The sequence below is a fragment of the Blastopirellula sediminis genome (genome assembly GCF_020966755.1).
GTDB lineage: Bacteria > Planctomycetota > Planctomycetia > Pirellulales > Pirellulaceae > Blastopirellula > Blastopirellula sediminis.
Map to the genome: position 1 here is coordinate 224,651 of NZ_JAJKFT010000010.1, position 22,167 is coordinate 246,817.

At 58.4% G+C, this 22,167-nt stretch carries 32 protein-coding genes; 5 read left to right on the forward strand and 27 right to left on the reverse strand.

The features are described 5' to 3' along the window. Nucleotides 1-31 precede the first annotated feature (31 nt). Nucleotides 32-1,960, forward strand: a complete 1,929-nt coding sequence (cysN, locus tag LOC68_RS12350) for a sulfate adenylyltransferase subunit CysN (RefSeq protein WP_230218961.1) — start codon at nucleotides 32-34, stop codon at nucleotides 1,958-1,960. Between the two features lie 114 nt (nucleotides 1,961-2,074). On the opposite strand, the gene LOC68_RS12355 is transcribed toward cysN, so the two are convergent. Beyond that, nucleotides 2,075-2,545 (reverse strand): YbaN family protein, encoded by a 471-nt coding sequence (locus LOC68_RS12355; RefSeq protein WP_230218963.1) that lies wholly within the window; start codon nucleotides 2,543-2,545, stop codon nucleotides 2,075-2,077. Between the two features lie 235 nt (nucleotides 2,546-2,780). On the opposite strand from LOC68_RS12355, the gene LOC68_RS12360 reads away from it, so the two are divergent. The 4 genes from LOC68_RS12360 to LOC68_RS12375 all read left to right on the forward strand — a co-directional run bounded on the left by LOC68_RS12360 (nucleotide 2,781) and on the right by LOC68_RS12375 (nucleotide 5,541). Further along, entirely contained in the window at nucleotides 2,781-2,987 is a 207-nt protein-coding gene (locus LOC68_RS12360; RefSeq protein WP_230218965.1) for a hypothetical protein, read from the forward strand. A 10-nt stretch (nucleotides 2,988-2,997) separates the two neighbouring features. Continuing rightward, nucleotides 2,998-3,225, forward strand: coding sequence for a hypothetical protein (locus LOC68_RS12365; protein ID WP_230218967.1), 228 nt, complete (start codon nucleotides 2,998-3,000; stop codon nucleotides 3,223-3,225). Nucleotides 3,226-3,444: 219 nt separating this feature from the next. After that, nucleotides 3,445-4,641 (forward strand): DUF3419 family protein, encoded by a 1,197-nt coding sequence (locus tag LOC68_RS12370; protein WP_230218969.1) that lies wholly within the window; start codon nucleotides 3,445-3,447, stop codon nucleotides 4,639-4,641. Nucleotides 4,642-4,797: 156 nt separating this feature from the next. Next, nucleotides 4,798-5,541, forward strand: coding sequence for a class I SAM-dependent methyltransferase (locus LOC68_RS12375; protein WP_230218977.1), 744 nt, complete (start codon nucleotides 4,798-4,800; stop codon nucleotides 5,539-5,541). A 221-nt stretch (nucleotides 5,542-5,762) separates the two neighbouring features. Here the strand turns inward: LOC68_RS12375 and map are convergent, their stop codons facing one another. The 26 genes from map to rpsL all read right to left on the reverse strand — a co-directional run bounded on the left by map (nucleotide 5,763) and on the right by rpsL (nucleotide 21,949). After that, nucleotides 5,763-6,542: a type I methionyl aminopeptidase gene (gene map, locus LOC68_RS12380; protein ID WP_230218979.1), complete on the reverse strand. Its 780-nt coding sequence runs from the start codon at nucleotides 6,540-6,542 to the stop codon at nucleotides 5,763-5,765. Between the two features lie 13 nt (nucleotides 6,543-6,555). After that, complete coding sequence (locus LOC68_RS12385) at nucleotides 6,556-7,146, reverse strand: adenylate kinase (protein ID WP_230218980.1); 591 nt, start codon at nucleotides 7,144-7,146, stop codon at nucleotides 6,556-6,558. 105 nt (nucleotides 7,147-7,251) lie between these two features. Continuing rightward, nucleotides 7,252-8,622: a preprotein translocase subunit SecY gene (gene secY / locus LOC68_RS12390; RefSeq protein ID WP_230218981.1), complete on the reverse strand. Its 1,371-nt coding sequence runs from the start codon at nucleotides 8,620-8,622 to the stop codon at nucleotides 7,252-7,254. Nucleotides 8,623-8,742: 120 nt separating this feature from the next. Beyond that, nucleotides 8,743-9,240 carry a 50S ribosomal protein L15 gene (rplO, locus tag LOC68_RS12395; RefSeq protein WP_230218982.1) on the reverse strand — a complete coding sequence of 166 codons (498 nt, stop codon included), beginning with the start codon at nucleotides 9,238-9,240 and terminating at the stop codon, nucleotides 8,743-8,745. After that, entirely contained in the window at nucleotides 9,240-9,692 is a 453-nt protein-coding gene (gene rpsE, locus LOC68_RS12400; protein WP_390623425.1) for a 30S ribosomal protein S5, read from the reverse strand. The genes rplO and rpsE overlap by 1 nt, the downstream gene beginning before the upstream one ends. A 116-nt stretch (nucleotides 9,693-9,808) precedes the next feature. Further along, nucleotides 9,809-10,174 carry a 50S ribosomal protein L18 gene (gene rplR, locus LOC68_RS12405; protein ID WP_230218987.1) on the reverse strand — a complete coding sequence of 122 codons (366 nt, stop codon included), beginning with the start codon at nucleotides 10,172-10,174 and terminating at the stop codon, nucleotides 9,809-9,811. A 63-nt stretch (nucleotides 10,175-10,237) separates the two neighbouring features. Continuing rightward, entirely contained in the window at nucleotides 10,238-10,783 is a 546-nt protein-coding gene (rplF, locus tag LOC68_RS12410; RefSeq protein ID WP_230218988.1) for a 50S ribosomal protein L6, read from the reverse strand. An 89-nt stretch (nucleotides 10,784-10,872) separates the two neighbouring features. Next, on the reverse strand, nucleotides 10,873-11,268 hold the full coding sequence (gene rpsH, locus LOC68_RS12415; protein ID WP_230218990.1) for a 30S ribosomal protein S8: 396 nt from the start codon (nucleotides 11,266-11,268) through the stop codon (nucleotides 10,873-10,875). Between the two features lie 16 nt (nucleotides 11,269-11,284). Continuing rightward, entirely contained in the window at nucleotides 11,285-11,470 is a 186-nt protein-coding gene (locus LOC68_RS12420; protein ID WP_002655461.1) for a type Z 30S ribosomal protein S14, read from the reverse strand. A 48-nt stretch (nucleotides 11,471-11,518) separates the two neighbouring features. Beyond that, nucleotides 11,519-12,109, reverse strand: a complete 591-nt coding sequence (gene rplE, locus LOC68_RS12425) for a 50S ribosomal protein L5 (RefSeq protein ID WP_230218992.1) — start codon at nucleotides 12,107-12,109, stop codon at nucleotides 11,519-11,521. A gap of 92 nt (nucleotides 12,110-12,201) precedes the next feature. After that, on the reverse strand, nucleotides 12,202-12,567 hold the full coding sequence (gene rplX / locus LOC68_RS12430; protein ID WP_230218993.1) for a 50S ribosomal protein L24: 366 nt from the start codon (nucleotides 12,565-12,567) through the stop codon (nucleotides 12,202-12,204). Beyond that, a complete protein-coding gene (rplN, locus tag LOC68_RS12435; RefSeq protein WP_230218994.1) occupies nucleotides 12,567-12,935 on the reverse strand; it encodes a 50S ribosomal protein L14 in 369 nt (122 codons plus the stop codon). The genes rplX and rplN overlap by 1 nt, the downstream gene beginning before the upstream one ends. Before the next feature lie 44 nt (nucleotides 12,936-12,979). Continuing rightward, nucleotides 12,980-13,291 (reverse strand): 30S ribosomal protein S17, encoded by a 312-nt coding sequence (gene rpsQ, locus LOC68_RS12440; RefSeq protein ID WP_315858800.1) that lies wholly within the window; start codon nucleotides 13,289-13,291, stop codon nucleotides 12,980-12,982. Between the two features lie 39 nt (nucleotides 13,292-13,330). Beyond that, a complete protein-coding gene (gene rpmC / locus LOC68_RS12445; protein ID WP_230218995.1) occupies nucleotides 13,331-13,537 on the reverse strand; it encodes a 50S ribosomal protein L29 in 207 nt (68 codons plus the stop codon). A 31-nt stretch (nucleotides 13,538-13,568) separates the two neighbouring features. Then, on the reverse strand, nucleotides 13,569-14,015 hold the full coding sequence (gene rplP, locus LOC68_RS12450; RefSeq protein ID WP_315858998.1) for a 50S ribosomal protein L16: 447 nt from the start codon (nucleotides 14,013-14,015) through the stop codon (nucleotides 13,569-13,571). Beyond that, nucleotides 13,945-14,667: a 30S ribosomal protein S3 gene (gene rpsC, locus LOC68_RS12455; protein WP_230218997.1), complete on the reverse strand. Its 723-nt coding sequence runs from the start codon at nucleotides 14,665-14,667 to the stop codon at nucleotides 13,945-13,947. Before rpsC ends, rplP begins: the two co-directional genes overlap by 71 nt. 38 nt (nucleotides 14,668-14,705) lie before the next feature. Further along, nucleotides 14,706-15,059: a 50S ribosomal protein L22 gene (gene rplV / locus LOC68_RS12460; RefSeq protein ID WP_230218999.1), complete on the reverse strand. Its 354-nt coding sequence runs from the start codon at nucleotides 15,057-15,059 to the stop codon at nucleotides 14,706-14,708. 52 nt (nucleotides 15,060-15,111) lie between these two features. Continuing rightward, nucleotides 15,112-15,384 carry a 30S ribosomal protein S19 gene (rpsS, locus tag LOC68_RS12465; RefSeq protein ID WP_230219000.1) on the reverse strand — a complete coding sequence of 91 codons (273 nt, stop codon included), beginning with the start codon at nucleotides 15,382-15,384 and terminating at the stop codon, nucleotides 15,112-15,114. Nucleotides 15,385-15,435: 51 nt separating this feature from the next. Then, nucleotides 15,436-16,296, reverse strand: coding sequence for a 50S ribosomal protein L2 (gene rplB, locus LOC68_RS12470; protein ID WP_230219002.1), 861 nt, complete (start codon nucleotides 16,294-16,296; stop codon nucleotides 15,436-15,438). Nucleotides 16,297-16,359: 63 nt separating this feature from the next. Continuing rightward, nucleotides 16,360-16,671, reverse strand: a complete 312-nt coding sequence (rplW, locus tag LOC68_RS12475) for a 50S ribosomal protein L23 (RefSeq protein ID WP_230219004.1) — start codon at nucleotides 16,669-16,671, stop codon at nucleotides 16,360-16,362. A 47-nt stretch (nucleotides 16,672-16,718) separates the two neighbouring features. Continuing rightward, nucleotides 16,719-17,363 (reverse strand): 50S ribosomal protein L4, encoded by a 645-nt coding sequence (gene rplD, locus LOC68_RS12480; RefSeq protein ID WP_230219006.1) that lies wholly within the window; start codon nucleotides 17,361-17,363, stop codon nucleotides 16,719-16,721. Between the two features lie 68 nt (nucleotides 17,364-17,431). After that, nucleotides 17,432-18,085, reverse strand: coding sequence for a 50S ribosomal protein L3 (gene rplC / locus LOC68_RS12485; RefSeq protein ID WP_230225138.1), 654 nt, complete (start codon nucleotides 18,083-18,085; stop codon nucleotides 17,432-17,434). 155 nt (nucleotides 18,086-18,240) lie between these two features. Beyond that, nucleotides 18,241-18,558, reverse strand: coding sequence for a 30S ribosomal protein S10 (rpsJ, locus tag LOC68_RS12490; protein ID WP_002655475.1), 318 nt, complete (start codon nucleotides 18,556-18,558; stop codon nucleotides 18,241-18,243). Between the two features lie 251 nt (nucleotides 18,559-18,809). Continuing rightward, nucleotides 18,810-20,891, reverse strand: coding sequence for an elongation factor G (fusA, locus tag LOC68_RS12495; RefSeq protein WP_230219008.1), 2,082 nt, complete (start codon nucleotides 20,889-20,891; stop codon nucleotides 18,810-18,812). 180 nt (nucleotides 20,892-21,071) lie between these two features. Further along, the gene (gene rpsG / locus LOC68_RS12500; RefSeq protein ID WP_230219010.1) at nucleotides 21,072-21,542 is read right to left on the reverse strand and encodes a 30S ribosomal protein S7; all 471 of its coding nucleotides are present in this window, start codon (nucleotides 21,540-21,542) and stop codon (nucleotides 21,072-21,074) included. A gap of 38 nt (nucleotides 21,543-21,580) precedes the next feature. Continuing rightward, nucleotides 21,581-21,949 carry a 30S ribosomal protein S12 gene (gene rpsL / locus LOC68_RS12505; RefSeq protein WP_002655479.1) on the reverse strand — a complete coding sequence of 123 codons (369 nt, stop codon included), beginning with the start codon at nucleotides 21,947-21,949 and terminating at the stop codon, nucleotides 21,581-21,583. Between the last annotated feature and the right edge of the window lie 218 nt (nucleotides 21,950-22,167).

Here is a 22,167-nt window from a genome sequence, read left to right on the forward strand (position 1 = left end):
GGTTTTGTCGACTAGCCCAACGCATATATCCATGTCGCACCAATCCGATCTAATCGCCACCGACATCAACGCTTATCTCGCACAGCACGAGAAAAAAGAGCTGCTCCGCTTTATCACTTGCGGTAGCGTCGACGACGGCAAAAGCACGCTGATCGGCAAGTTGCTGATCGAAGCGAAGGCGACCTACGAAGATCAATTGGCGGCCATCGAACGCGACTCGGTCGTTCACGGCACGGTCAGCGGCGAACTCGACCCGGCTCTGTTGATGGACGGGCTGAAGGAAGAACGCGAACAAGGGATCACGATCGACGTCGCCTATCGCTATTTCTCGACGGCGAAGCGCAAGTTCATCATCGCCGACACTCCCGGCCACGAGCAGTACACCCGCAACATGGCGACCGGCGCTTCGACCGCCGACCTCGCGATCATTTTGATTGACGCTCGCCACGGGGTGATGACGCAGACCAAACGTCACAGCTTCATCACGTCGCTGCTTGGCATCAAGCACATCGTCGTCGCCATCAACAAGATGGACCTGGTCGATTACAGCCAGGAAGTCTTCGACAAGATCAAGTCGGACTACGTCGAATTCGCCGCGAAAATGGCGGCCGACGACGTCCACTTCATTCCCCTCTCGGCATTGAAAGGGGACAACTTGGTCAACCTGAGCGCGAACATGCCCTGGTACGAGGGGAGCACGCTCATGCACTTGCTGGAAAACGTCTACATCGGGTCGGACCGCAACCTGCACGACTTCCGCTTCCCGGTGCAGTTGGTTAACCGCCCGCACCTCGACTTCCGCGGTTTCTGCGGCACGATCGCCTCCGGCACGATTCGTCCCGGCGAAGAAGTGATGGCCCTGCCGTCGAAGAAGACGAGCCGCGTCAAATCAATCGTCACGATGGACGGCGACCTTGAAGAGGCTTGCCCGCCGCTGTCGGTCACGATCACGCTGGAAGACGAAATCGACGTCAGCCGCGGCGACATGCTGGTTCGCCCCGGCAATCAGCCCCTGGTCGACGATCGCTTCGACGCGATGGTCGTCTGGATGGACGAAGACCCGATGGTTCCCGGCAAAGAATACCTGGTCAAGCAAACCTCGATCACGACGCCCGGCTCGATTTCGACCTTGCGTTACCAGATCGACGTCAACACGCTCCATCGCAAAGACGCGCCGACGCTGCGACTGAACGAAATCGGCCGCTGCGAAGTTCGCCTGAACCGCCCGATCGCCTTCGATCCGTACCCGAAAAACCGGACGACTGGCGCGTTTATCGTGATCGACCGGATCACCAATCGGACGATCGCCGCCGGCATGATCATCGACCGCAAAGAGAAGAAAGTCGCCCACTGGGATGACGAGCCCTCCTTGTCGCCGACCGGCGAAGGGGTGCAAAGCGTCACTGCCGGCCAACGCGAAGCTCGCTTCGGCCAAAAGCCGACGACGCTGCTGCTGACCGGTTTGACCGGCGCCGGCAAGACGACAATCGCCTACGCCTTGGAACGCCGCTTGTTCGACGAAGGTCGCGCCTGCGTCGTCCTCGACGGCCAGAACCTCCGCGGCGGCGTTAGCAAAGACCTCGGCTTCACCGCCGAAGAACGCTCCGAGAATCTCCGCCGCGGTAGCGAAATCGCCGCGCTGATGAACGGCGCCGGTTTGATCTGCATCTGCGCGTTTACCGCTCCGAACGAAGACGTTCGCCAGAAAGCGGCCGAAGTGGTCGGCAAGGAGCAATTCCTGGTCGTTCACCTCTCGGCGCCGATCGAAGTCTGCCGCCAGCGCGACGACAGCGGCTTGTACGCCAAGGCCGACACGGGCGAAATCGCCAATTTCCCCGGCGTCAGCTACGAATTCGAAGCCCCGGCCAGCCCTGACCTGGTCCTGCCAACGCACGAACTGGAAGTCAGCGAATCGGTCGACCAGATCATCGCGCTGCTGAAAGATCGGAAGATCATCTAAGCCAAACGCAAAATCTCTGTAACGGGCGCCACTGCTGGCTTGTCCAGCAGTGCCACCTTGGTACTCGGTTCACACTGCTGGACAAGCCAGCAGTGCCACCCCAAGAGACGCTCTCTACCCTTTCACTTCCGGCAGCTTCGCCACCACGACGATCCCTATCGTCGAGACTCCCGCGATCAGCGCCATCACCAGCGGCTCGGGTTGCGTCACGGCCAGCGTCGCCGTAACGCAGATGCCGACCAGCAGCATCGCTTTGATCTTCACGTTGCGGCGGACGCCCCGGTGTTCGTTCCAGTCGCGCAAGATTGGTCCGACCAAGCGGTTTCGCAAGATCCGCTCGTTCAGCCAAGGAGAACTGCGAGCGGCGAAATAGCTGGCCAACAGCAGGAAGGGAGTGCAGGGGAGCACCGGCAAGATCGCCCCCAGAATTCCCAGCGTCAGAAACAAGAGCGCGGAGGCGACGAAGATCACGCGTCGCAGTCCATGCGTCGCGACCGGAGCCTGCTTGGGCTGCGGCGATGACGCGAGAGGAGATGCGCCATGGATGCGCAGTCGCCGCTTGGTCGTCGTTTTGATCGTTTCCATCCCCAATCCTCCCCCTTGGACGCTCTCCTATTGCTAACTCTATGTCAGCAAAAGCGGAAAGCGGCATAGTCTGGTCATCGGCCATTTGGGGGAAAACCTGCATGGTTAGGAAAAACGAATCAGTTGCTATCGTTTTGCGGGTTAGTCGCCCCCAGAAAGTGCTTCCATCTCCTTTGGGGGTTGGCTATGCTATCGCGAAACTCCAGAAAACCCACATCAATTCAGAAGGCAAGCAATGGCACTCGTGCTTGGTATCGCCTTGATTATTTTCGGTTGCCAAGCGTTCACTCGCACTGGGCTGCCGCTGCTTCCCGGATTAAACATCACCGGGATTCCAGCAAAGCTGATTGGAGGCTTCTTCCTCCTGTTCGGCATCGGCTGTTGCGTCGTCGCCGCGGTAATCGACTATTCCTTGTATGCCTCCTTCACTAAACCCGAATAAAGAGAGCAGCATGATCGCGGTCTTGCTGGGGGTCATTTTTCTTTCGATTGGGGTCCGTGCCTTTACCAAAACGGGGCTACCCCTGGCCCCTGGCCTCTCAATCACGGGCGTTGCGGCGAAAGTTGTCGGCGTCTGTTGCTGCCTGTTGGGCTGTGCGATTATCGGCTATGTCTTTTACGCAAACTTCATCTTCGCCCAGGAGGCGGCCCGCCTGATCGACGAAATGGAAGGGCGTTAACTTCGCCCAGTCGGACTATCGCGGAAAACCCCAAGTAAATCTTACGTAACAGGCGGGAATTCTAGGCGGTTTACGGCGTCTCGCGACTTGTTGCGGCCGTCTCTAGTTCGCTAGAATAAGGCTTCCTTTTACAGCGCCATTCCCCTCTTTAGGGAACGGCTGCCGCACACGCGGCAGTTGCAATCGGCGGATTGGGCGGCATCTCGCACGGAATAAAACATGGCGCTCTTGAATTGGGTCCGGGGACGCGTTTTCAACCTGGTCCATCAAAATAACCTCGTTTACAACACCTGCTGGGAAGATCCTCGCTTGGATCGCGTAGCGCTCGACCTTGAGCCCCATCACAACGTGATGGTGATCACGTCGGCCGGGTGCAACGCGCTCGATTACGCTCTGGCAGGCGCCAATCACGTTTACGCGGTCGACATGAACCCGCGTCAGAACGCTCTGCTCGACCTGAAAAAGGCGGCGATTCGCGAACTGGAGTACGAAGACTTCTTCACCATGTTCGGCACCGGCCGCTTGCCTGACTTCAAGCAGGTTTACGAACAAAAACTGCGTCACGCTCTGCCGGAATGGTCGCAGTCTTACTGGAATCGTAAGATTCGCTACTTCCGCCCCCGCAAGAAGCGCAGCTTCTACTTCCGCGGCACCTCCGGCTCGTTCGCGCGGATGATGAACATCTACGTCGATCGGGTGTTGCGGCTCCGTCCGCTGGTGCTCGAACTGCTCGACGCCAAGTCGATCGACGAGCAAAAGGAGCTGTACGAAAAGATCCACGGCCGCCTGTGGACGAAGTCGCTGAAGTTCGCCATGAGCCGCGACACCACCTGGTCGCTGGTCGGCGTTCCCCGCGCTCAGCGTGAGTACCTGGAACAGCACTACGAAAACGGCATCGTCGACTTCGTTCAAGAGAATATGCGGGCCGTCTTCGCCGAACTGCCGATTCAGGACAACTACTTCTGGCGGGTCTACATCACCGGCGAATACACCCCGGCTTGCTGCCCCGAATACCTGAAGCCCGAAAACTTCCAGCGGCTGAAGGATGACGTCATCCATCGCGTCAGCACCCACACCGATTCGGTCGAGCACTTCCTGCGGAAGCATGACGGCACGCCGATTCACCGCTTGGTGCTGCTCGATCACATGGACTGGCTGACCGGTTCGCTTTACCCGTATCTCGTCTCCGAATGGCAGGCGATCCTTGATACGACTCGCGAACATGGCGCCCGCATCCTGTGGCGCAGCGGCGGCATGGATACCCAGTTCGTCAACGAAGTCCCGGTGACCGTCGACGGCCAAAAGCGGCAAGTGGGTGAAATGCTGCAGTACCACCACGAGACCGCCGAGCAACTTCATCCGAAGGATCGGGTTCACACCTACGGCGCCTTCCGCATCGCCGATTTGGCCGCGTAAAGCCGCCGACCTATTGTTTCACCTAGGGGAACACGGGTGGCACTGCTGGCTTGTCCAGCAGTGCGAAGCGGGTACCAAGTTCCCACTGCTGGACAAGCCAGCAGTGCCACCCCATCGTTTCCCCCCGTACACGATCGCTTTTTTCGACCGAGCGCCATGGGCATCGCCTCCGATCTCAAAGTTCTTTACCACCTGGCGGTCAAACCGGTCCGTGGCGAAAGCCACGCCGAACGACTGGAAAGCTTCTACGGCGGCCAGGCCGAAGCGTACGACGACTTTCGCAAGCGATTGCTGCAAGGACGCGAAGAGATGTATGCGTCGCTTCAGCTGCCGCCTGAGGGCGTCTGGGTCGACATGGGGGGCGGTACCGGCTCGAACCTTGAGTACCGCGGCGAAGACATCCCTAAGATGAAGAGTGTCTACGTGGTCGATCTCGCGTCGTCGCTGCTGAAGGTCTGCGACGAACGGATCAAGGCCCGCGGCTGGGACGGAGTCGCCAAGACGGTCGAAGCGGACGCCACCAAGTTCACCCCGGAAGAAGGCGCCGCCGACGTCGTCACCTTCTCCTACTCGCTGACAATGATCCCCGACTGGTTCGCCGCGATCGACAACGCCCTGCGGATCCTGAAGCCGGGCGGACTGATCGGCGTCGTCGACTTCTACGTCTCGCGGAAGTACCCGCAAGAAGGCCGCTTGAAGCACGGCTGGTTCAACCGCAACTTCTGGCCGGTCTGGTTCTCGTCCGACAACGTCCACCCGTCGGCTGATCACCTGCCATATCTGCAACGTCAGTTTGAAACGGTGCAGCTCGAAGAACGTCGGGCGAAGGTCCCGTACCTGCCGCTGGTCCGCACGCCGTACTACTTCTTCATTGGCCGCAAACCAAGCGAACCGGCGTAGGGTCCGCTGTGCGGACCAAAATGCGTCTGGCAATTCAATGAGGTTTGCGCCGCGCAATACTAGCCCGAGGCGCGAGCCGAGGGAATGAGCCAGGACGCAACTAGAGCGTTCCCATCGGATTCATGCCGCTCAACCGGGGCGACGTTTCTTCGCAGTTCCGAACGCTTTCCCTCGCTTGCGCTGCGGGCTAGTGTCGGGTGTCGCCTCTACGTCGCATTCGACTACATCGGCGGGCCGGTCAGAATCTCGACGCCGTCACTGGTTAGAGCCAACGTGTGTTCAAAGTGGGCGCTCAGAGAACCGTCGCAGGTGACGACCGTCCAGTGGTCTTTGGTCACCTTCGCTTCCCGTTTCCCGGCGTTGACCATCGGTTCGACCGCCAGGACCAGACCGGTGCGAAGCGGGAAGTCGCCATCTTTGGCGAAACGTTTCGAGTAGTAGTTCGGCACTTGCGGCGCTTCGTGCATTTCGCGGCCGATGCCATGTCCGACGAAGTCGGTCACTACCGAGAAGTCGGCCGCTTCGACATACTCCTGCATCTCGCGAGCGACTTCGCTCCAGCGGCTCTTCTTCGCCATCTGCTCAATCGCGATCTTCAGTGCGCCTTCGGTCACTTCGAGCAGCTTCGCCGCGAGCGGCGAAACGGTTCCGACCGGATGAGTCACCGCAGCGTCGCCGCACCATCCGCCAACCTTGCAACCGGTATCGAGGCTGACGATGTCCCCTTCGACCAACTGCCGCTGGCCAGGCATGCCGTGAACCACTTCTTCGTTGACCGAGACGCAAGTCACCGCGGGAAACGGCGTCTTGCCGGGATAGCCTTTGAAGAGCGACAACGCTTCGTGCTGGGCGAAGACATTCTCAATCGCGGCGTCGATTTCGGCGGTTGTGACGCCTGGCTTGACGAGAGCACCGGCGGCTTGATGCGCTTCCCAGACGACGAGGCCCGCTTTGCGCATGAGCCCGATCTCGCGGGCCGATTTCAGAGTAATTGGAGGCATGACTCAAATCGCGTTAGGCGTCGTCGCCAGTCTGCCCACCGACTTCATCGACGATGGCCTTGATTCGATCGAAGACTTCGGAGGGGGTTCCCATGCCGTCGACGTGACGCAAGATTCCCTTCTGCTGGTAGTAGTCGAGCAGCGGCGAGGTCCGCTCATCATAGATCCGCATCCGTTTGCGAATCGTGTCGGGCGTATCGTCGACGCGACCTTCTTTCAGCGACCGATCAAGCAAGCGGCGGAAGAGCTCTTCTTGATTGACGTCGAGCGTCAGCACAAGGTTGAGATCTTTGTTCTGCTGATGCAGATACTCGTCCAGCGCCTTCGCCTGACCGATGGTGCGGGGAAAACCGTCGAGCAAGACGCCACGCTGACAATCAGAGCGATCAAGCCGCTCGCCGACGATCTGCACGACGATCGGATCGGGGACCAATTGGCCGTGATCCATGTGCAGCGACGCCAGCTTGCCTAACTCGGTCCCGCGTTTCTTGGCGTCTCGCAGCATATCCCCCGTAGCGACGTGGGGGATATTCAGATACTCAACCAAGTTTTGAGACTGGGTGCCTTTGCCGACGCCAGGAGGTCCAATAAAGATTAACCGCATTATTGCATCATTGACGTGATCAACTCGGTGGCGGGCCGGCAAGGCGCGGCGTAATAGGAAGGCAGGTCTGCGGCGGGATCGGCGGAAGCGCCGAGTTCCCCAAAACTACGCTTCCAACAAGCCCTTATAGTTTCTCATGACGAGGTGGCTGTCAATCTTTTGCACCAGGTCAAACGCGACGCTCACGGCGATCAAAAGCCCCGTACCGCCGTAGAAACTCGCGATCATCGGACTGACGCCCATTCCGGAGGAAATAAGCGTTGGAATAATCGCAATCACGACCAGGAAGCTGGCGCCGACGTAAGTGATGCGAACCATCACTTTTTCCAAATATTCCGCAGTACGGCGACCCGGACGATAGCCCGGAATAAACGAACCGAAGTTGCGGAGGTTATCGGAGACGTCTTTCGGATTGAAAGTAATCGCAGTCCAGAAGTAGCAGAAGAAGTAGATCATCACGATGTAGCAGAGGTTGTAGATGAACGACGACCCCTGACCGAAGCTGCGGGCCAATTCATCGTAAACCGAGTTCCCCGTCCAGCTCGCGAGAGCCTGGAAGATGATCTGCGGGAACATGAGCAAGCTGCTCGCGAAAATGATCGGCATGACGCCCGCCTGATTGATGCGGAGCGGCAGGAACTGCTTCGTACCCCCGTAGACCTTGCGGCCGCGGACGTGCTTGGCGCTTTGGGTCGGAATCTTGCGCTGAGCCTGGGTGATGAAGACCACCCCGGCGACGACCAGCACGAAGAGGACCACCAAGGTGATGATCGTTTCCAGACCGTACTCGCCCGGCGAGAAGTTGGTCAACTGGAAGGTGGAGTTTTCCAACAGGTCGAGGCCCGCCATCGGCATCTGGGCGACGATACCGGCCATGATCAACAAGCTGATGCCGTTGCCGATGCCGTACTCGTCGATCTGTTCGCCCAGCCACATCAGGAAGATCGTACCGCTGGTCATGATCATGACCGCGACGAACTGCCAGCCGAGCGTTAATGTTGGATTGTCAGCACTTACCCAGAAGGCGGAATTCACGATCGTCTCGCCGTCAGCGCCGGGTAATAACATCATCCGGACGTAGACGAAGCTCTGGATCAAACAGAGAACGACGGTCGCGTACCGGGTATATTCATTGATCTTCTTGCGGCCGGTCTCCCCTTCCTTCTGCAGGTCCTCGATCGGCTTGTAGACCGTACCGAGCAGCTGGAAGATAATCGACGCCGAAATGTACGGCATGATCCCCAGACCGAAGATCGTCATCTGTTGCAGGCTGCTAGCGCTGAAGACCGACACCTGTTGCAGGAACTGCGAGAAGGTGTCGTTCTGTTCTGCCGATTGACGGGCGATCGCATCGGCGTCGACCATCGGCAGCGTGATCTGCCAGCCGACGCGATAGATGGCTAGCAGAAACAGGGTGAGCAGAATCCGCTTACGCAGTTCCGGAACGGTGAATATGACGCGGATCTTTTCCCACATGGTTCCGTATCCAAATCGACGGAACCATGTTCGGCAAAATTCGCTTTCCGCCGTAGTTCCGTGCGAGGCAGTTGCAATGAAAGACAGCAGTATAGATCACCGACTACGGTCGGCGATAGATTACTTCTTCGCTTCGCGAGCCGCTTTCTTCTTTTCTTCCACAGGCGTTTTGCCCGGGATGATCACGCACGAGCCGCCAGCGGCTTCGATCTTTTGTTTGGCCGATTCGCTGAAGCGGTGAGCCGAAACGGTCAGCTTCTTCGTCAGGTCGCCGGTTCCCAGCACCTTCAGTTCGTCATAGCGACGCTTGGCCAGCCCCTTAGCACGCAGAGTGTCCGGGGTGACTTCTTCACCAGCGGCGAACTCACGTTCCAGGTCGGCGACATTGATCGCGACGACGGTCGGAGCGAACTGGTTGAAGAAACCTCGCTTCGGAACCCGACGAACCAGCGGCATGGTACCGCCCTGGAAGATCGGATTGCGCGAGTAACCGGCACGGCTCTTGGCGCCCTTGTGACCGCGACCCGAGGTCTTACCGTGGCCCGAACCAGGTCCGCGACCAATACGCTTGCGTTTGCGGTTCTTTTGGACACCGCTGTGAACTTCGTTGAAATCCATTAGAGGGCGACTCCTCGCAGGCGTTGAATGTCATCTCGAGTGCGCAACTGCTTCAGACCTTCGATCGTGGCTTTCACCAGAATGACCGGGTTGGTCGAGCCGAAGCTCTTCGTCAATACGTCATGGATGCCGACCGCTTCGCAGACGGCGCGGACGGAAGCGCCCGCGATGATCCCGGTACCCGGACGAGCCGGAACCAAGACCACTTTACCGGCGCCGTAGCGCCCAACCACTTTGTGCGGAATCGAGCCGTTGACGACGTTGACCGTCGACAGCGAACGTTCGGCTTGCTTAACGGCCTTTTCGACGCTCGGCGGAACTTCGTTCGCCTTGCCGTAGCCGCAGCCGACTTTGCCTTTGCCGTCGCCGCAGACGACCATGGCGGCGAAGCTGAAGCGGCGACCGCCCTTAACCACAGCGGCGCAACGCTTGATCTTCACGACCTTTTCCACAAAAGCGCTTTGGCGGGCGTTTTGCTTCTCTCCGCGTTGTCGATTTTCTTTCGCCACGATTGGCTCCTTTTCGCCCCGACGATGCTGGTCAGGGAGTCGATCAATATTCTTGTGGTTTAGAACTGCAGGCCAGCTTCACGCGCGGCGTCGGCCAGCGCGGCCAAGCGGCCGATGTATCGATAATGTCCGCGATCAAAGCAGACCTGGGTGATGCCCGCAGCGGCCGCTTTGCCGGCGATCGCCTTGCCGACCGAAGCGGCGGCGTCGCAGTTGCCGCCGGCGACGTCGCTACGCAGATCCTTGTCGCGGGTCGAGGCCGAAGCCAGGGTCACGCCCCGTTCGTCGTCGATCAGCTGGCAATAGATGTTCGCGTTGGCGCGGAACACCGTCAGACGGGGACGCTCAGCCGTACCACGAACCTTTTTGCGGTTATGGCGGCGACGACGAAGACGTTGCTTGTTGATAAACTTTTCGTGATTCACGTTACGCTACTCTCCTCGCTGGGCTCCGCTTCAGCAGCGGCCATACGATCATAAACGCGTTAATTACTTGGATGCGGCCTTACCAGGCTTCAACTTGATCTGTTCGCCTTGGTAGCGAACGCCCTTGCCCTTATACGGCTCCGGCTTACGTGCCGAGCGGCATTCGGCGGCGAACTGACCAACGCGCTGCTTGTCGATCCCCTTGATCACCACGTGGGTTTGATCCGGGCAGCTGACGGCAAGGTCCGACGGAATCTTCTTGTGGATTTCGTTGGCATAGCCGACGCGCATTTGGAGGACGTCGCCCGCGATCGCCGCGAGGTAACCGACCCCGACGATTTCGAGACGCTTCTCGTAACCTTTCGAGACCCCTTCCAGCATGTTGGAAACCAGGGCGCGGGTGAGGCCGTGGAAGGCCTTGGCGTCGCGCGAATCGCCTTCAGCGGCGACGACAACTTCGTTGGCGTCGGAGTTGACGGTAACGGACACTTCGGGGCGATGCTCATAGGAGAGCTTGCCCAAAGGACCTTCAACGTTGATTACGCGGTCAGCAACCGAGACGGTTACTTTCTCCGGAATCGCAACGGGTTTTTTGCCGAGTCGTGACATCGGAAGGATAATCCTGTTTCGTCAGTGGGCTCCCCAACACTACGTGGGAGCCCGATCTGTTTTGGAGCGTGTACCGGGTAGCGAATCGCTTACCAAACTTCACACAATACTTCGCCGCCGACGTTCTTTTGTCGGGCTTCGCGATCGCTAATAACGCCTTGGCTCGTGCTGATCACGCTGATGCCCAGGCCGTCCAGAACGGGAGCCAGGTCTCGGCCCTTGCTGTAAATACGGCGTCCCGGCTTGCTAACGCGACGGATCGATTGGATCACGCGTTCGCCGTTCGGGCCGTACTTCAACTCAAGCCGGATTTGGTTGGCCGGTTCGGCCTCAATCACTTCCCAGTCCCAGATGTAGCCTTCGCGCTTCAGCACGTCGGCGACGCCTTGTTTGACTTTGGAAGCGGGCATCTCGACATGCGGATGTTCCACGCGAACCGCGTTGCGGATGCGAGTTAGCATATCGGCGATCGGGTCAGTCATCATCGTCTACGGTTCCCCTTTACCAGCTCGCCTTGCGGAGTCCAGGAATCAAGCCGCGGTCGGCCAACTTGCGAATGCAAATACGGCAGACCCCAAACTTGCGATAGACGGCGCGCGGCCGGCCGCACAGATTGCAACGCCGTTCGCTGCGCGAGGAGAACTTCGGCTCCCGCTTCGCTTTCGCGATTTTGGATTTGCTCGCCACGGTACTATACCTGTGTGGATAAAAAGTATCTTGTTCGTTTCGAGAGCGTTACCGACGGACGGGCGCCTTCGACTTCTTCTTGACTTTACGCTTCGCGTCTTTCGAGAACGGAAGCCCCAGGAGCGTGAGCAGCTCCAGCGACTCGGCATCGTTCTTCGTCGAGCAGACGAAGGTGATGTCCATTCCCTGAGGACGCATGTACTTGTCCGGGTTCAATTCCGGGAACACCAGCTGTTCGCTGATGCCAAACGTGTAGTTGCCGTTGCCGTCAAAGCACTTCGGGCTGATGCCGCGGAAGTCGCGAACCTGCGGAAGCGCCAGGGAAACCAGGCGATCCAGGAATTCGTACATCCGCTGGCGACGCAAGGTCACCTTGCAACCGATCGGCATCCCTTCGCGGAGGCGAAAGTTCGCGATGCTTTTTCGAGCGCGGCAAACCAGCGGCTTTTGGCCGGTGAATTCGGCCATCGCCGAAACCGCCTCATCGACGTGCTTCTTTTCCGAGACGGCAGTACCGACGCCCATGTTGACGACGATCTTCTGCAGTCGCGGCAGCGACAGTCGATTGGTACGACCCAGCTTCTCGGCCAAGGCCGGCAGCACTTCGTTTTCGTACTTTTCTTGTAAACGGGGTTTCATCGTTTACTCTTTCCCTCCGCGGTTGCGGAGGCACATGTATCAGTGATGAAATTAACGATTTGGTTGGCAGCCTGAGCGACGAGTCGCTGAGACTACTTGCTCTTGCGGGCCGGAGCGATTTCGCCCTGGTCGGCGTTGCACTTCTTGCAAACGCGAACCTTCACGCCGCTATCGAGCAGTTTGGAGCCCAAACGGGTACGCTTGCCGCAAGCGCTGCAGACGTACATGACGTTCGACATCTGGATCGGAGCTTCGCGAAGCAAACGTCCGCCTTGCGGGTTACGCTGCGACGGCTTCACGTGCTTGTACATCTTGTTGACCCCTTCGACGACCACTTTGCCGGCCGAGGGAAGGACCTTCAAAACGCGACCTTGAACCACTTTGTCAGCGCCTTTGGCGGGGCGAGAGCGGTATTCGCCGGCGATGATCTCAACGCGATCATTCACTTTAATAAGCATTACAGCACCTCGTTGGCCAGGCTGACGATACGCATGAACTTCTTATCTCGCAATTCGCGAGCGACAGCGCCGAAGATACGGGTGCCGCGGGGGTTGCCGTCCTTGTCGACGATCACCACAGCGTTGCTGTCAAAACGGATGTAGCTGCCGTCAGCGCGACGCGTCGGCTTCTTGACGCGAACGATCACGGCACGCACGACCGCCTTCTTCTTAACGTCGGCGCCGGCAATCACTTCTTTGACCGAGCAAATGATGACGTCGCCCAGCCCGGCCGTTCGCTTACGCGTACCGCCCAGAACCTTGATGCACATCACTTCCTTGGCGCCAGTGTTGTCAGCGACAGAAAGTCTGGTTTCTTGTTGGATCATGACTGTTTCGTCCTACTACCCGCTATATCCGCGGGAGACTTGCCTTACGATTCGGTCGCCAAGTTTTCGGCAGCGTGTTCGCGAGCGGCCTTCAAGGCGGCGACGTCGACATCGCGGCTCTTTTCAATGATACGAACGAGCGCCCAACGCTTCGTCTTCGACAGCGGTCGGCTCTCGATAATCTCGACCATGTCGCCCAGTCCCGACTCGTTGTTCTCGTCGTGGACGTGGCAGACCATGCGGCGGGAGTAGTACTTACCGTACAGCGGGTGACGCAAACGACGAGTGATCTCGACGCGACGCGTCTTATCCATCTTGTCGCTGGTCACTTTCCCGACCAAAACTTTCTTGGGCATCGTATCTATTCCGAAGCTGAGTGGTTGACGAACCGAGAGTTAGCTCGCTGACGCAGCGGCACGCACTCGTTCGTTTTGAATCGTTTTAATGCGGGCGATCAGGCGGCGACGACGACGGAGCTCGGTCGGAGCGTCGAGTCGTTCGGTCTGAGCCTGCATCTTCAAGCGGAAGATCGACTCGGCCGCGTCCTTCAAGGTCGCGACCAGTTGGTCATCGCTCATTTCCCGCAGTTCGTTCGCGTTCATCGTTAAATCTCTGACGTTAGCTGGAGCTTAATTACGCCTCGGCGGCGGTCAGCAGGTCAGGACGCTTCCGAACGAAGCGGCAACGGACCGGCATCTTGTGAGCCACGCGAGCCAGGCAAATACGAGCCTGCTCTTCAGTCACGCCCGACAATTCGTAAAGAATCGTGCCGGGCTTCACGACGGCAGCCCAGTAATCGACTTCGCCCTTCCCCTTACCCATACGGGTTTCGAGCGGACGAGACGTTACCGACTTCTGCGGAAAAATCCGAATAAACAAGCGACCGATACCACGGACATACTGTTGAGCGGCAATACGACCGGCTTCGATCGTAGCTGCCTTGATGTATCCCGCTTGAGTCGTCTGAAGGCCGTAATCGCCGAGCACCACGGTATTACCGCGGGTGGCATTACCTCTTATACGTCTTCTTTGACTTTTTCGGTGCTTGACCCTCCGCGGCATTCGCGACATCGGAATCATCCCCTTCGTAAAAACCGTTGTTTATCCAAACCTGGACCCCGATGTGTCCCTGCGCTGTTTTCGCTTCGGTGAAGCCGTAGTCGATCTTCGCACGGAGCGTCGACAACGGAATCGAGCCTTCGATCGCCTTTTCGCGACGGGCCATTTCGGCGCCGCCCAAGCGACCGGCCAATTGCACCTTAATGCCCTTGGCGCCGGCTTCCATCGTCGATTCCAACGCACGTTTCATCGTGCGGCGGAAGCTCGAACGCTTCGCCAATTGATCGGCGATATCTTCCGCAACCAGCTGAGCACGCAGCTCGGGGCGGCCGATTTCTTCGATCTTCATGTTGATGCGGCGGCCGACGAGGTTCTGCAGCTCTTCCTGCAGTCTCTCGACTTCTTGACCCTTCTGACCAATGATCAGACCCGGTCGAGCCACAAACAACGTTACTTTCACTTCGTCGCGAGTACGGTCGATTTCGATGCGATCGATACCGGCGTTGCGATACTTCTGACGAATTTTTTCATCCGGATGATCGCCGATGAACTTGCGAATCTTCTGATCTTCGAGCAGAAGTTCCGCATAGTCCTTCTTGGACGCGAACCAGCGGCTTTTCCAGCCCTGCATCACGCCAGTACGGTAAGCGATCGGATTAACTTTTTGACCCATGCGTCAATGTCCTGGTCGAAACCCAAACGGCAAGCCGCTTAGACCTCGATCTCCTCCAAGGTGACGTGAATATGACAGGTACGCTTCAGAATCGGGTAAGCGGTGCCGCGAGCCCGGGGGCGGAAGCGTTTAATAATCGGTCCGCCGTCGACGCGAGTTTCCGCGACGACGAGGTTGTCTTGCTTCAGCGACTGCCCGCGATTCTGGCTGACGTCCTGAGCGTTACCCAGGGCGCTTTGAATCACCTTCTCCAGCATTCGAGCGCCGCGGTGCGGCTGGTAACGCAGGATGTCGAGCGCCTCATCGGCAAACTTGCCCCGCACCAGGTCCGCCAACGGACGCACCTTGCGGGCGCTGATGCGAGCCAGCCGGTGGGATGCTTTAAATGCCATGACGATTCTCCGAAAAAACTTCGCTGTGGCGAAGCTTGCACAGGGCTACGTGTTATTTCTTCTTCTTGTCGGCGCCGTGACCACGGAAGGTGCGGGTCGGGCTGAATTCGCCCAACTTGTGACCGACCATATCTTCGGTCACGTACACCTTCAGGTGCGCTTTGCCGTTGTGAACCATGAACGTGTGCCCAATGAATTCCGGCACGATCGTGCAGGCGCGGGCCCAAGTTTTGATGGGGTCTTTGCGGCCGGACTCTTCCATCTTCTGCACTTTGTAGTACAGCTTCGGTTCGACGTACGGGCCTTTTTTCTGGGATCGACTCATTTGTTGGTCTCGTTAGGCGATATCTGCTTTCGCAATCTGCACAGCGGCTTGTTACTTGATTAGTTTCAAGACGCCATACCGACGAGAACGACGGCGACGAATGATCGCCTTGTTCGAAGCCTTCTTCTTGTGACGCGTGGCGCCACCCTTGGTCGGCTTGCCTTGCGGCGTAACCGGGTGACGACCGCCCTTGGTACGACCTTCACCACCACCGTGCGGGTGATCGATCGGGTTCATCGCGGTACCGCGGACGTGCGGGCGACGACCCAACCAACGCTTACGACCAGCCTTACCCAGCTGCACCTTTTCGTGCTCGGGATTGCTGACCTTACCGATGGTGGCTCGGCAAGTCGCCGGGACACGGCGAATTTCGCCGCTCGGCAAAGCGAGCTGGGCCCAGTCGGCTTCGTACGCCATCAACGTGGCGCTGGAACCGGCGCTTCGGCACATGGCGCCGCCGCTACCCGGGGCCAACTCAATGTTGTGAACGGTGGTGCCGGCCGGAATCTTGTTCAGCGGCAAGCAGTTGCCGACGGACGGAGGCGCTTCCGGACCGCTCATGACCGTTTGGCCTGCAACCAGACCATCGGGAGCGAGGATGTAGCGCTTTTCGCCGTCGATGTAGTGCAACAAGGCGATGCGAGCCGAGCGGTTCGGATCGTATTGCACCGAGTCAACCTTCGCGGCGACGCCGTCCTTGGAACGACGGAAGTCGATCACGCGGTAACGACGCTTATGACCGCCGCCGCGGTGACGAGCGGTGATTTTACCTTGGTTATTGCGACCGCCGGTCTTCGTCATCTTGCGAAGCAGGCTCTTTTCCGGCGAAGCGCCCTTCGTCAATTCGGCGAAGTCGCTAACGGTCGCGTTGCGGCGCCCAGCGGAGGTCGGCTTGTATTTGCGAATTCCCATTGTCTTTTATCTCGTAGGCTGAACAGGCGCCGTGACGCCATGTCGCTCGTGATTGAACCAGGTTTAGAAGAAGTCGATGCGGTGTTCGGGATCGAGGGTCACCAAAGCCTTCTTCCAGGCCTTCGTCATGCCGGTACGGAAACGGTACCGACGAGTTTTTCCTTTTCGCGTTTGCGTGTTGACCTTCGCGACCTTCACTTCAAACAGCGTCTCAACGGCGCGTTTGACGTCTTCTTTGGTCGCCTGCGGGCTCACTTCAAAAGCGTATTGATTGTTTTCCGTCGAACGCTCAACCCCTTTTTCGGTGACGAGCGGACGAACGAGGACCTGATGCGGGTCCAGCGTCAGTTTCGAGTTGTTCGTGGTAATAGCCATGGCGGCCTCTACGTGATAACGAAGCTGATTCGTTGCGTGTTATTTCGTTACGCCTTGGCGGTTTTCGCCTGGGCCTTTTCTTTGATCGCGTCCAAAGCCGACTTGGTGACGACCAAACGCTTCGGCGACAGGATCTTCAGGGCGTTCAGTTCCGAAACCGGGCTGACCGTGACCTTGTCGATGTTGCGGGCGCTCTTGTAGACCTTTTCGTCCAGAGCGGCGATCGTGATCAACGTCGAACCGCCGTAGACCTTCAAGGCCTTCAGCGTGTCGGCGACCTGCTTCGTCTTGACTTCCGACAAGGCGAGGTCATTCAGGACGACGACGCTGCCGCTTTGAATCTTCGAAGCGAAAGCCATACGAGTGGCCATCTGCAACGCCTTGCGATTCAAACGGTACGAGTAATCGCGGGGACGCTTGGCGTGGATGTGACCGCCGCCGCGACGAACGCCGCTACGCTTGTGACCGGCACGAGCGTTACCAGTACCCTTTTGGCGATACATCTTCTTCGTCGAACCGGCGACTTCACCGCGGGTCTTCGAGCGGTGCGTGCCTTGACGCAGGTTCGCCTGGTACATAACGACCGCGTCGTGCAGCAACTGCTTGCTGATGCGCGGGGCAATGTCGGTCGACTCAATGTCGTACTTACCGACTTCTTTGCCAGTGGTATCAAAAATGGGCAAACTTGGCATGACTCGTGACTCTTTCGGGTTTCACTGAATCCCTGCATTCAGGCGAACCTGGCCGCGGGATCGGAAACTTAAACCATGTTCGTTGCTTTGACGACGACAAAACCGCCGTTCGGACCAGGAGCAGCGCCGTAGACGAGAATCAGATTGTTCTCTTCGTCCACTTTCACAACCTTCACGTTCCGCTGCGTAACCTTGGCGGCGCCGTACTGGCCCGACATACGCATGCCCTTGAACGTGCGGCTCGGATAGGCGGAGCAACCGGTACCGCCGGTGTGACGGTGAACCTTCTTCACGCCGTGAGTAGCACGCTGACCAGCGAAGTTATGACGCTTCATCACGCCCGCGTAACCGCGACCCTTGCTGGTGCCGACGATATCGACCGACTTGACGTCAGCCAGAATGCCGACCTTCACTTCTTGACCGAGCTCGAAGCCTTCGATCGACCCACGCAGCTCGCGAACGAATTTCTTCGGCTCGCAGTTCGGCTTGGCCGAAGCTTCGACGCCCGCGGCGGCTTGCTTCTTGGCGCGTTTGCTGGAGAGAGGAGCGACTTGACCACGTTCGCTACGACTGGCAAGGCGGCGGGGCTTGTCTCCAAATCCCAACTGCACTGCTTCGTAGCCATCGCGCTCCTGCGTTTTCAGCTGGAGCACGTGACACGGACCTGCTTCGATGACCGTGACCGGGACGACGTTGCCAGATTCGTCAAAAATCTGGGTCATCCCGACCTTGCGGCCGAGTATGCCTTTTGTCATTTTTCGTATCTCTGTGTGGTCTGTCGCTTTGCCTACCAGGATCGACCGGACGGCCGATTACCCGAGAGGCTTCCAGCCATGCAGATACATCCGGGTAAAAAAATGAATGGGAACCGCCGCGACTATCGCGAGGTCGCCTTGATCTTGATATCCACGCCCGCCGGCAGATTCAGCTTGTTCAAAGCTTCAATCGTCTTGGCGGTAGCCTGCACAATGTCGATCAAACGTTTGTGCGTGCGAATCTCGAACTGCTGACGAGCTTTCTTGTCGACGTGCGGGCCCGAGAGCACGGTGTAGCGCTCAATACGGGTCGGCAACGGAATCGGGCCATGGACTTCCGAGTGAGTTCGCTTGGCGGTATCTACGATTTCCAGAGCACTCTGATCCAGGATCGAGTGGTCGTAGGCTTCCATCCGAATGCGAATAACTTCTTGGGCCACGGAACCGTTTCCTTCGCTGCAAAAAGCTCGACCTGACTTGGGCGTCGCAGTCGAGTGAATCTCTCTTTAAGGACCCCAGCAGGTAACTGGGAAACCGCCAATCTTAGAAATTGAAAAGCCGGTCGTCAATGGGCCGCGAGAAGATTGGGGTTGAATTTCGTTCGATTTCCGAAAACCCGTATCCCTCGTGGGGAAATCTCGTCGCTAGCGAGGCCTTTGCCCCCATAAAACCCATCAAAATCAGCCCAAAATCACATCAAAAACGTGTTCGCGACTTCCTGCGGAGCAGCCGCATATTTCAGCGGTTCCATCGAAGAACTCGCTCTTCCTTGGCTCAAACTCCGCATGGCGCTCGAATATCCGAACAATTCGGCCAGCGGAGCGTGCGCTTCGATCAGCGCCTCGCCATTGCGGGTTTCCGTTTTCGCGATTTCGCCACGGCGTTTCATGATGTCGCCGACGAAATCGCCGAGATTTTCCTCCGGAGTCACGATCTGGAGCTTCATAATCGGCTCCAACAGCACCGGATGGGCCGCTTTCATCGCTTTTTCGAAGGCGTCCCCGGCCGCGATCGCAAATGCGGTGTCGTTCGTGCCGACTTCCGCCATTTCGCCGTCGAGAACCGTGATTTTGATATCCCCGAGCGGAAATCCGCCGATCACGCCGCCGCCGGCGCCCCGCTGCCGCAATTCCTCCATCGCCGATTCGATTAGGTGGAACGGGAGCTTTTCCGGGTTGCACTTGGTGATCACCGTGACCGGTTGAGCCGGATTATCGACATGCTCCAGCTGAATCGTCACCTTGCCGAACAACTGCTGGCCGCCGACCATGCGATGACATTCGCCGGTCACCTTCGCCGAGCCGCCGACCGTCTCGCGGTAACTGACGCGCGGTTTATGGACCTTCACGTTCAACTTGAAATCTCGCAGCAAGCGGTGGCGAATCACTTCCAGGTGAAGTTCGCCCATGCCGCTGATCACCGTCTGCCCGGTTTCCTTGCTTTCGATCGCGCGGAACGTCGGATCCTGACGCTTCATCATTTCGAGCGTGTCGCTCAGCTTGTCCCGTTCGGCCGAAGATTCCGGCTCGATCGCCATCGAGATGACCGTCTCCGGAAACTCAATCGACTCGAGCAAAATCGGGGCTTTCGTATCGCAGAGCGTGTCGCCGGTCACCGAGTGACGCAAACCGATAACGCCGACGATATCCCCAGCGCCGGCCGTTTCGACCTGGTCTTTGCGCGACGCTTGAATGTGCCACAGCTGAGCGCAGTTCTCTTTGATATCCTGGCCCGGATTGAGCAAACGCGAGTTTTGCTTGAGCGTGCCGCTGTAGATCCGCACCCAGGTCATGTCGCCATGCTTGGCAGGCAGGATCTTGAAAACAAGCCCGCAGAACGGTTCGTCCGGATCGGGAGCACGCGTTTCCTTCGTGTCTTTCTTGGTCGGGTTGGTTCCTTCGACCGGCGGAATATCTTGGGGGCTCGGCAGGTAGTAGGTCACCGCGTCGAGAACCGGCTGAACGCCGATCCCATCGAGCGCCGAGCCGCACAAAACCGGCTGAATTTGATGGGCGAGAGTCGCTTGACGCAGCACGCTGCGAATCAAGTCGGCCGGAATTGGCTCTTCGGCCAGGCTCAACTCCATCAGCTCTTCACTGAAGTCATAAAGCGGTTCCAACATCTTGTCGCGCCACTCTTGAGCGCGATCGAGCTGATCTTCCGGAATGTCGGTCAACTTCACGGCCGGGGGCGAGACGTCGTTGTCGAACGTCAGTTGCTTCATCTCGACCAGGTCAATGATTCCGCGGAAAGCTTCCGCCAGGTGAGGCGGGCCAGCGCCGATCGGGATCTGAATCGCGACCGGGTTGGCCTTCAGGCGATTGCGGATTTCAGCCAACGCTCCCTCGAAATTCGCCCCTTCGCGGTCCATCTTGTTAATGAACGCGATGCGAGGAACTTTGTAGCGATTCGCTTGACGCCAAACCGTTTCGCTTTGGGCTTCAACCCCTTCGCGAGCACTGAACACGACGACGCCGCCGTCGAGCACGCGCAAGCAGCGTTCGACTTCGGCAGTGAAGTCGACGTGCCCCGGCGTATCAATCAGGTTGACGACATGATTGCGCCAATGGAACGTAACGCACGCCGAGTAGATCGTGATGCCGCGCTCGCGTTCTTCTTCGTCAAAGTCGGTTTCGGTCGTACCTTTATCGACGGCGCCGACCCGATGGGACGCGCCGGAGTAATAGAGCATCCGCTCGGTCACCGTCGTCTTGCCGGCGTCGATGTGGGCTATCACCCCGATGTTGCGAATTGTCTCAAGCTTGCGGTTCATGTCTCGAAATCTCTAGCCAGCCCGTATCATACGTAATCGGTCATTTTCAACGTCTTCGCCGTCAGCGACTACCCCCTCCCATACGAAGAAACGCATCTAGAAGGACAAACGACGTTCGCTGAGCGCATAAAAAAAACCGCGCCGACAGACATCGGCGCGGTTTTAATTGTTTCGTAGCAATTACCAAGCGAAGTGGGCGAAAGCCTTGTTCGCGTCGGCCATGCGGTGAACGTTTTCGCGACGCGTGACCGCGGCACCTTCGCGGTTGTAAGCGGCGTACAGTTCGTCGGCCAACTTCAGGTGAGTCGGGCGCCCCTTCTTGTCGCGAACGGCGAGCAGCAACCAGCGAATCGCCAGCGATTGCTGACGCGTGCGATTGACCTGCATCGGCACCTGGTAGGCGGCGCCGCCGACGCGCTTCGAGCGGACTTCGATGTGCGGCTTGACGTTCTCGATCGCTTGCGTGAAGGCGTCCAACGGATCGACTTCCGGCAGCTTCTTCTTCAGTTCGTCCAGGGCGTCGTAGAAGACGTTCTGCGCGACGGTCTTCTTGCCGTCGTACATCAGGCAGTTGATGAATTTGCTGACCAGCAGCGATCCGTATCGCGGATCGGGTTTCAGGGTGTCGCGGCTGGCGGTAATCCGGGCCATGTTTCTTTCCTAAGCGTTTGTTCGGGTGTGGCGGAGCGTTAGCTCTTCTTGGCGCCGTAACGGCTGCGAGACTGCTTACGGCCGTTCACGCCCAGGGCGTCGAGCGAACCGCGGACGACTTGATAGCGAACGCCCGGCAGGTCGCGAACACGACCGCCGCGCACCAGCACGATCGAGTGTTCCTGCAGGCTGTGGCCTTCGCCCGGGATGTACACGGTGACTTCTTTGCCGTTCGACAGACGAACGCGGCAAATCTTACGAAGAGCCGAGTTCGGCTTCTTCGGGGTCATGGTACGAACCTGAAGGCAAACGCCGCGCTTCTGCGGGCACTTTTCAAGGACCGGCGACTTCGAGAACTTGCGCTTCTTCTTACGCGGTCGCCGAATCAACTGGTTAATCGTGGGCATCGAAAGTCCGTATGGCTGCTGCTACTATTGGAGCAATTGAGTGCAGTGGAAACCAATCAAAATACCGGATCGAGAGCGACTGTCAAGCGGTAATCGCTGCTCCGAGCCGGGCAAAAGCGGAAAGGCGTGCCGCCCGAACCGAAATTCGAGAACACGCCTAGCTGCAAAGCTTTGCTGACTGGCATTTTGGGGAAACGCAACGTGCGCTGCCCCGTTTG

Coding starts and splice junctions, on each gene's coding strand:
- rpsQ (WP_315858800.1), bottom strand. CDS start 13,291: ATGCCCAAGAAAGTTTTGGTCGGGAAAGTGACCAGCGACAAGATGGAT.
- secY (WP_230218981.1), bottom strand. CDS start 8,622: ATGTGGGAAAAGATCCGCGTCATATTCACCGTTCCGGAACTGCGTAAG.
- rpsL (WP_002655479.1), bottom strand. CDS start 21,949: ATGCCCACGATTAACCAGTTGATTCGGCGACCGCGTAAGAAGAAGCGC.
- rpsC (WP_230218997.1), bottom strand. CDS start 14,667: ATGGGTCAAAAAGTTAATCCGATCGCTTACCGTACTGGCGTGATGCAG.
- rpsH (WP_230218990.1), bottom strand. CDS start 11,268: ATGATGACTGACCCGATCGCCGATATGCTAACTCGCATCCGCAACGCG.
- fusA (WP_230219008.1), bottom strand. CDS start 20,891: ATGAACCGCAAGCTTGAGACAATTCGCAACATCGGGGTGATAGCCCAC.
- LOC68_RS12360 (WP_230218965.1), top strand. CDS start 2,781: ATGGCACTCGTGCTTGGTATCGCCTTGATTATTTTCGGTTGCCAAGCG.
- LOC68_RS12375 (WP_230218977.1), top strand. CDS start 4,798: ATGGGCATCGCCTCCGATCTCAAAGTTCTTTACCACCTGGCGGTCAAA.
- LOC68_RS12385 (WP_230218980.1), bottom strand. CDS start 7,146: ATGCGGTTAATCTTTATTGGACCTCCTGGCGTCGGCAAAGGCACCCAG.
- rplB (WP_230219002.1), bottom strand. CDS start 16,296: ATGGGAATTCGCAAATACAAGCCGACCTCCGCTGGGCGCCGCAACGCG.
- rplC (WP_230225138.1), bottom strand. CDS start 18,085: ATGACCCAGATTTTTGACGAATCTGGCAACGTCGTCCCGGTCACGGTC.
- rplV (WP_230218999.1), bottom strand. CDS start 15,059: ATGGCATTTAAAGCATCCCACCGGCTGGCTCGCATCAGCGCCCGCAAG.
- rplF (WP_230218988.1), bottom strand. CDS start 10,783: ATGTCACGACTCGGCAAAAAACCCGTTGCGATTCCGGAGAAAGTAACC.
- rpmC (WP_230218995.1), bottom strand. CDS start 13,537: ATGAACGCGAACGAACTGCGGGAAATGAGCGATGACCAACTGGTCGCG.
- rplE (WP_230218992.1), bottom strand. CDS start 12,109: ATGAAACCCCGTTTACAAGAAAAGTACGAAAACGAAGTGCTGCCGGCC.
- rplO (WP_230218982.1), bottom strand. CDS start 9,240: ATGGATTTCAACGAAGTTCACAGCGGTGTCCAAAAGAACCGCAAACGC.
- rpsS (WP_230219000.1), bottom strand. CDS start 15,384: ATGAGTCGATCCCAGAAAAAAGGCCCGTACGTCGAACCGAAGCTGTAC.
- LOC68_RS12355 (WP_230218963.1), bottom strand. CDS start 2,545: ATGGAAACGATCAAAACGACGACCAAGCGGCGACTGCGCATCCATGGC.
- cysN (WP_230218961.1), top strand. CDS start 32: ATGTCGCACCAATCCGATCTAATCGCCACCGACATCAACGCTTATCTC.
- rplX (WP_230218993.1), bottom strand. CDS start 12,567: ATGCTTATTAAAGTGAATGATCGCGTTGAGATCATCGCCGGCGAATAC.
- LOC68_RS12370 (WP_230218969.1), top strand. CDS start 3,445: ATGGCGCTCTTGAATTGGGTCCGGGGACGCGTTTTCAACCTGGTCCAT.
- rplP (WP_315858998.1), bottom strand. CDS start 14,015: ATGATTCCGATGTCGCGAATGCCGCGGAGGGTCAAGCACCGAAAAAGT.
- rplD (WP_230219006.1), bottom strand. CDS start 17,363: ATGCCAAGTTTGCCCATTTTTGATACCACTGGCAAAGAAGTCGGTAAG.
- rplW (WP_230219004.1), bottom strand. CDS start 16,671: ATGGCTATTACCACGAACAACTCGAAACTGACGCTGGACCCGCATCAG.
- map (WP_230218979.1), bottom strand. CDS start 6,542: ATGCCTCCAATTACTCTGAAATCGGCCCGCGAGATCGGGCTCATGCGC.
- rpsG (WP_230219010.1), bottom strand. CDS start 21,542: ATGGCCCGGATTACCGCCAGCCGCGACACCCTGAAACCCGATCCGCGA.
- rplN (WP_230218994.1), bottom strand. CDS start 12,935: ATGATCCAACAAGAAACCAGACTTTCTGTCGCTGACAACACTGGCGCC.
- LOC68_RS12365 (WP_230218967.1), top strand. CDS start 2,998: ATGATCGCGGTCTTGCTGGGGGTCATTTTTCTTTCGATTGGGGTCCGT.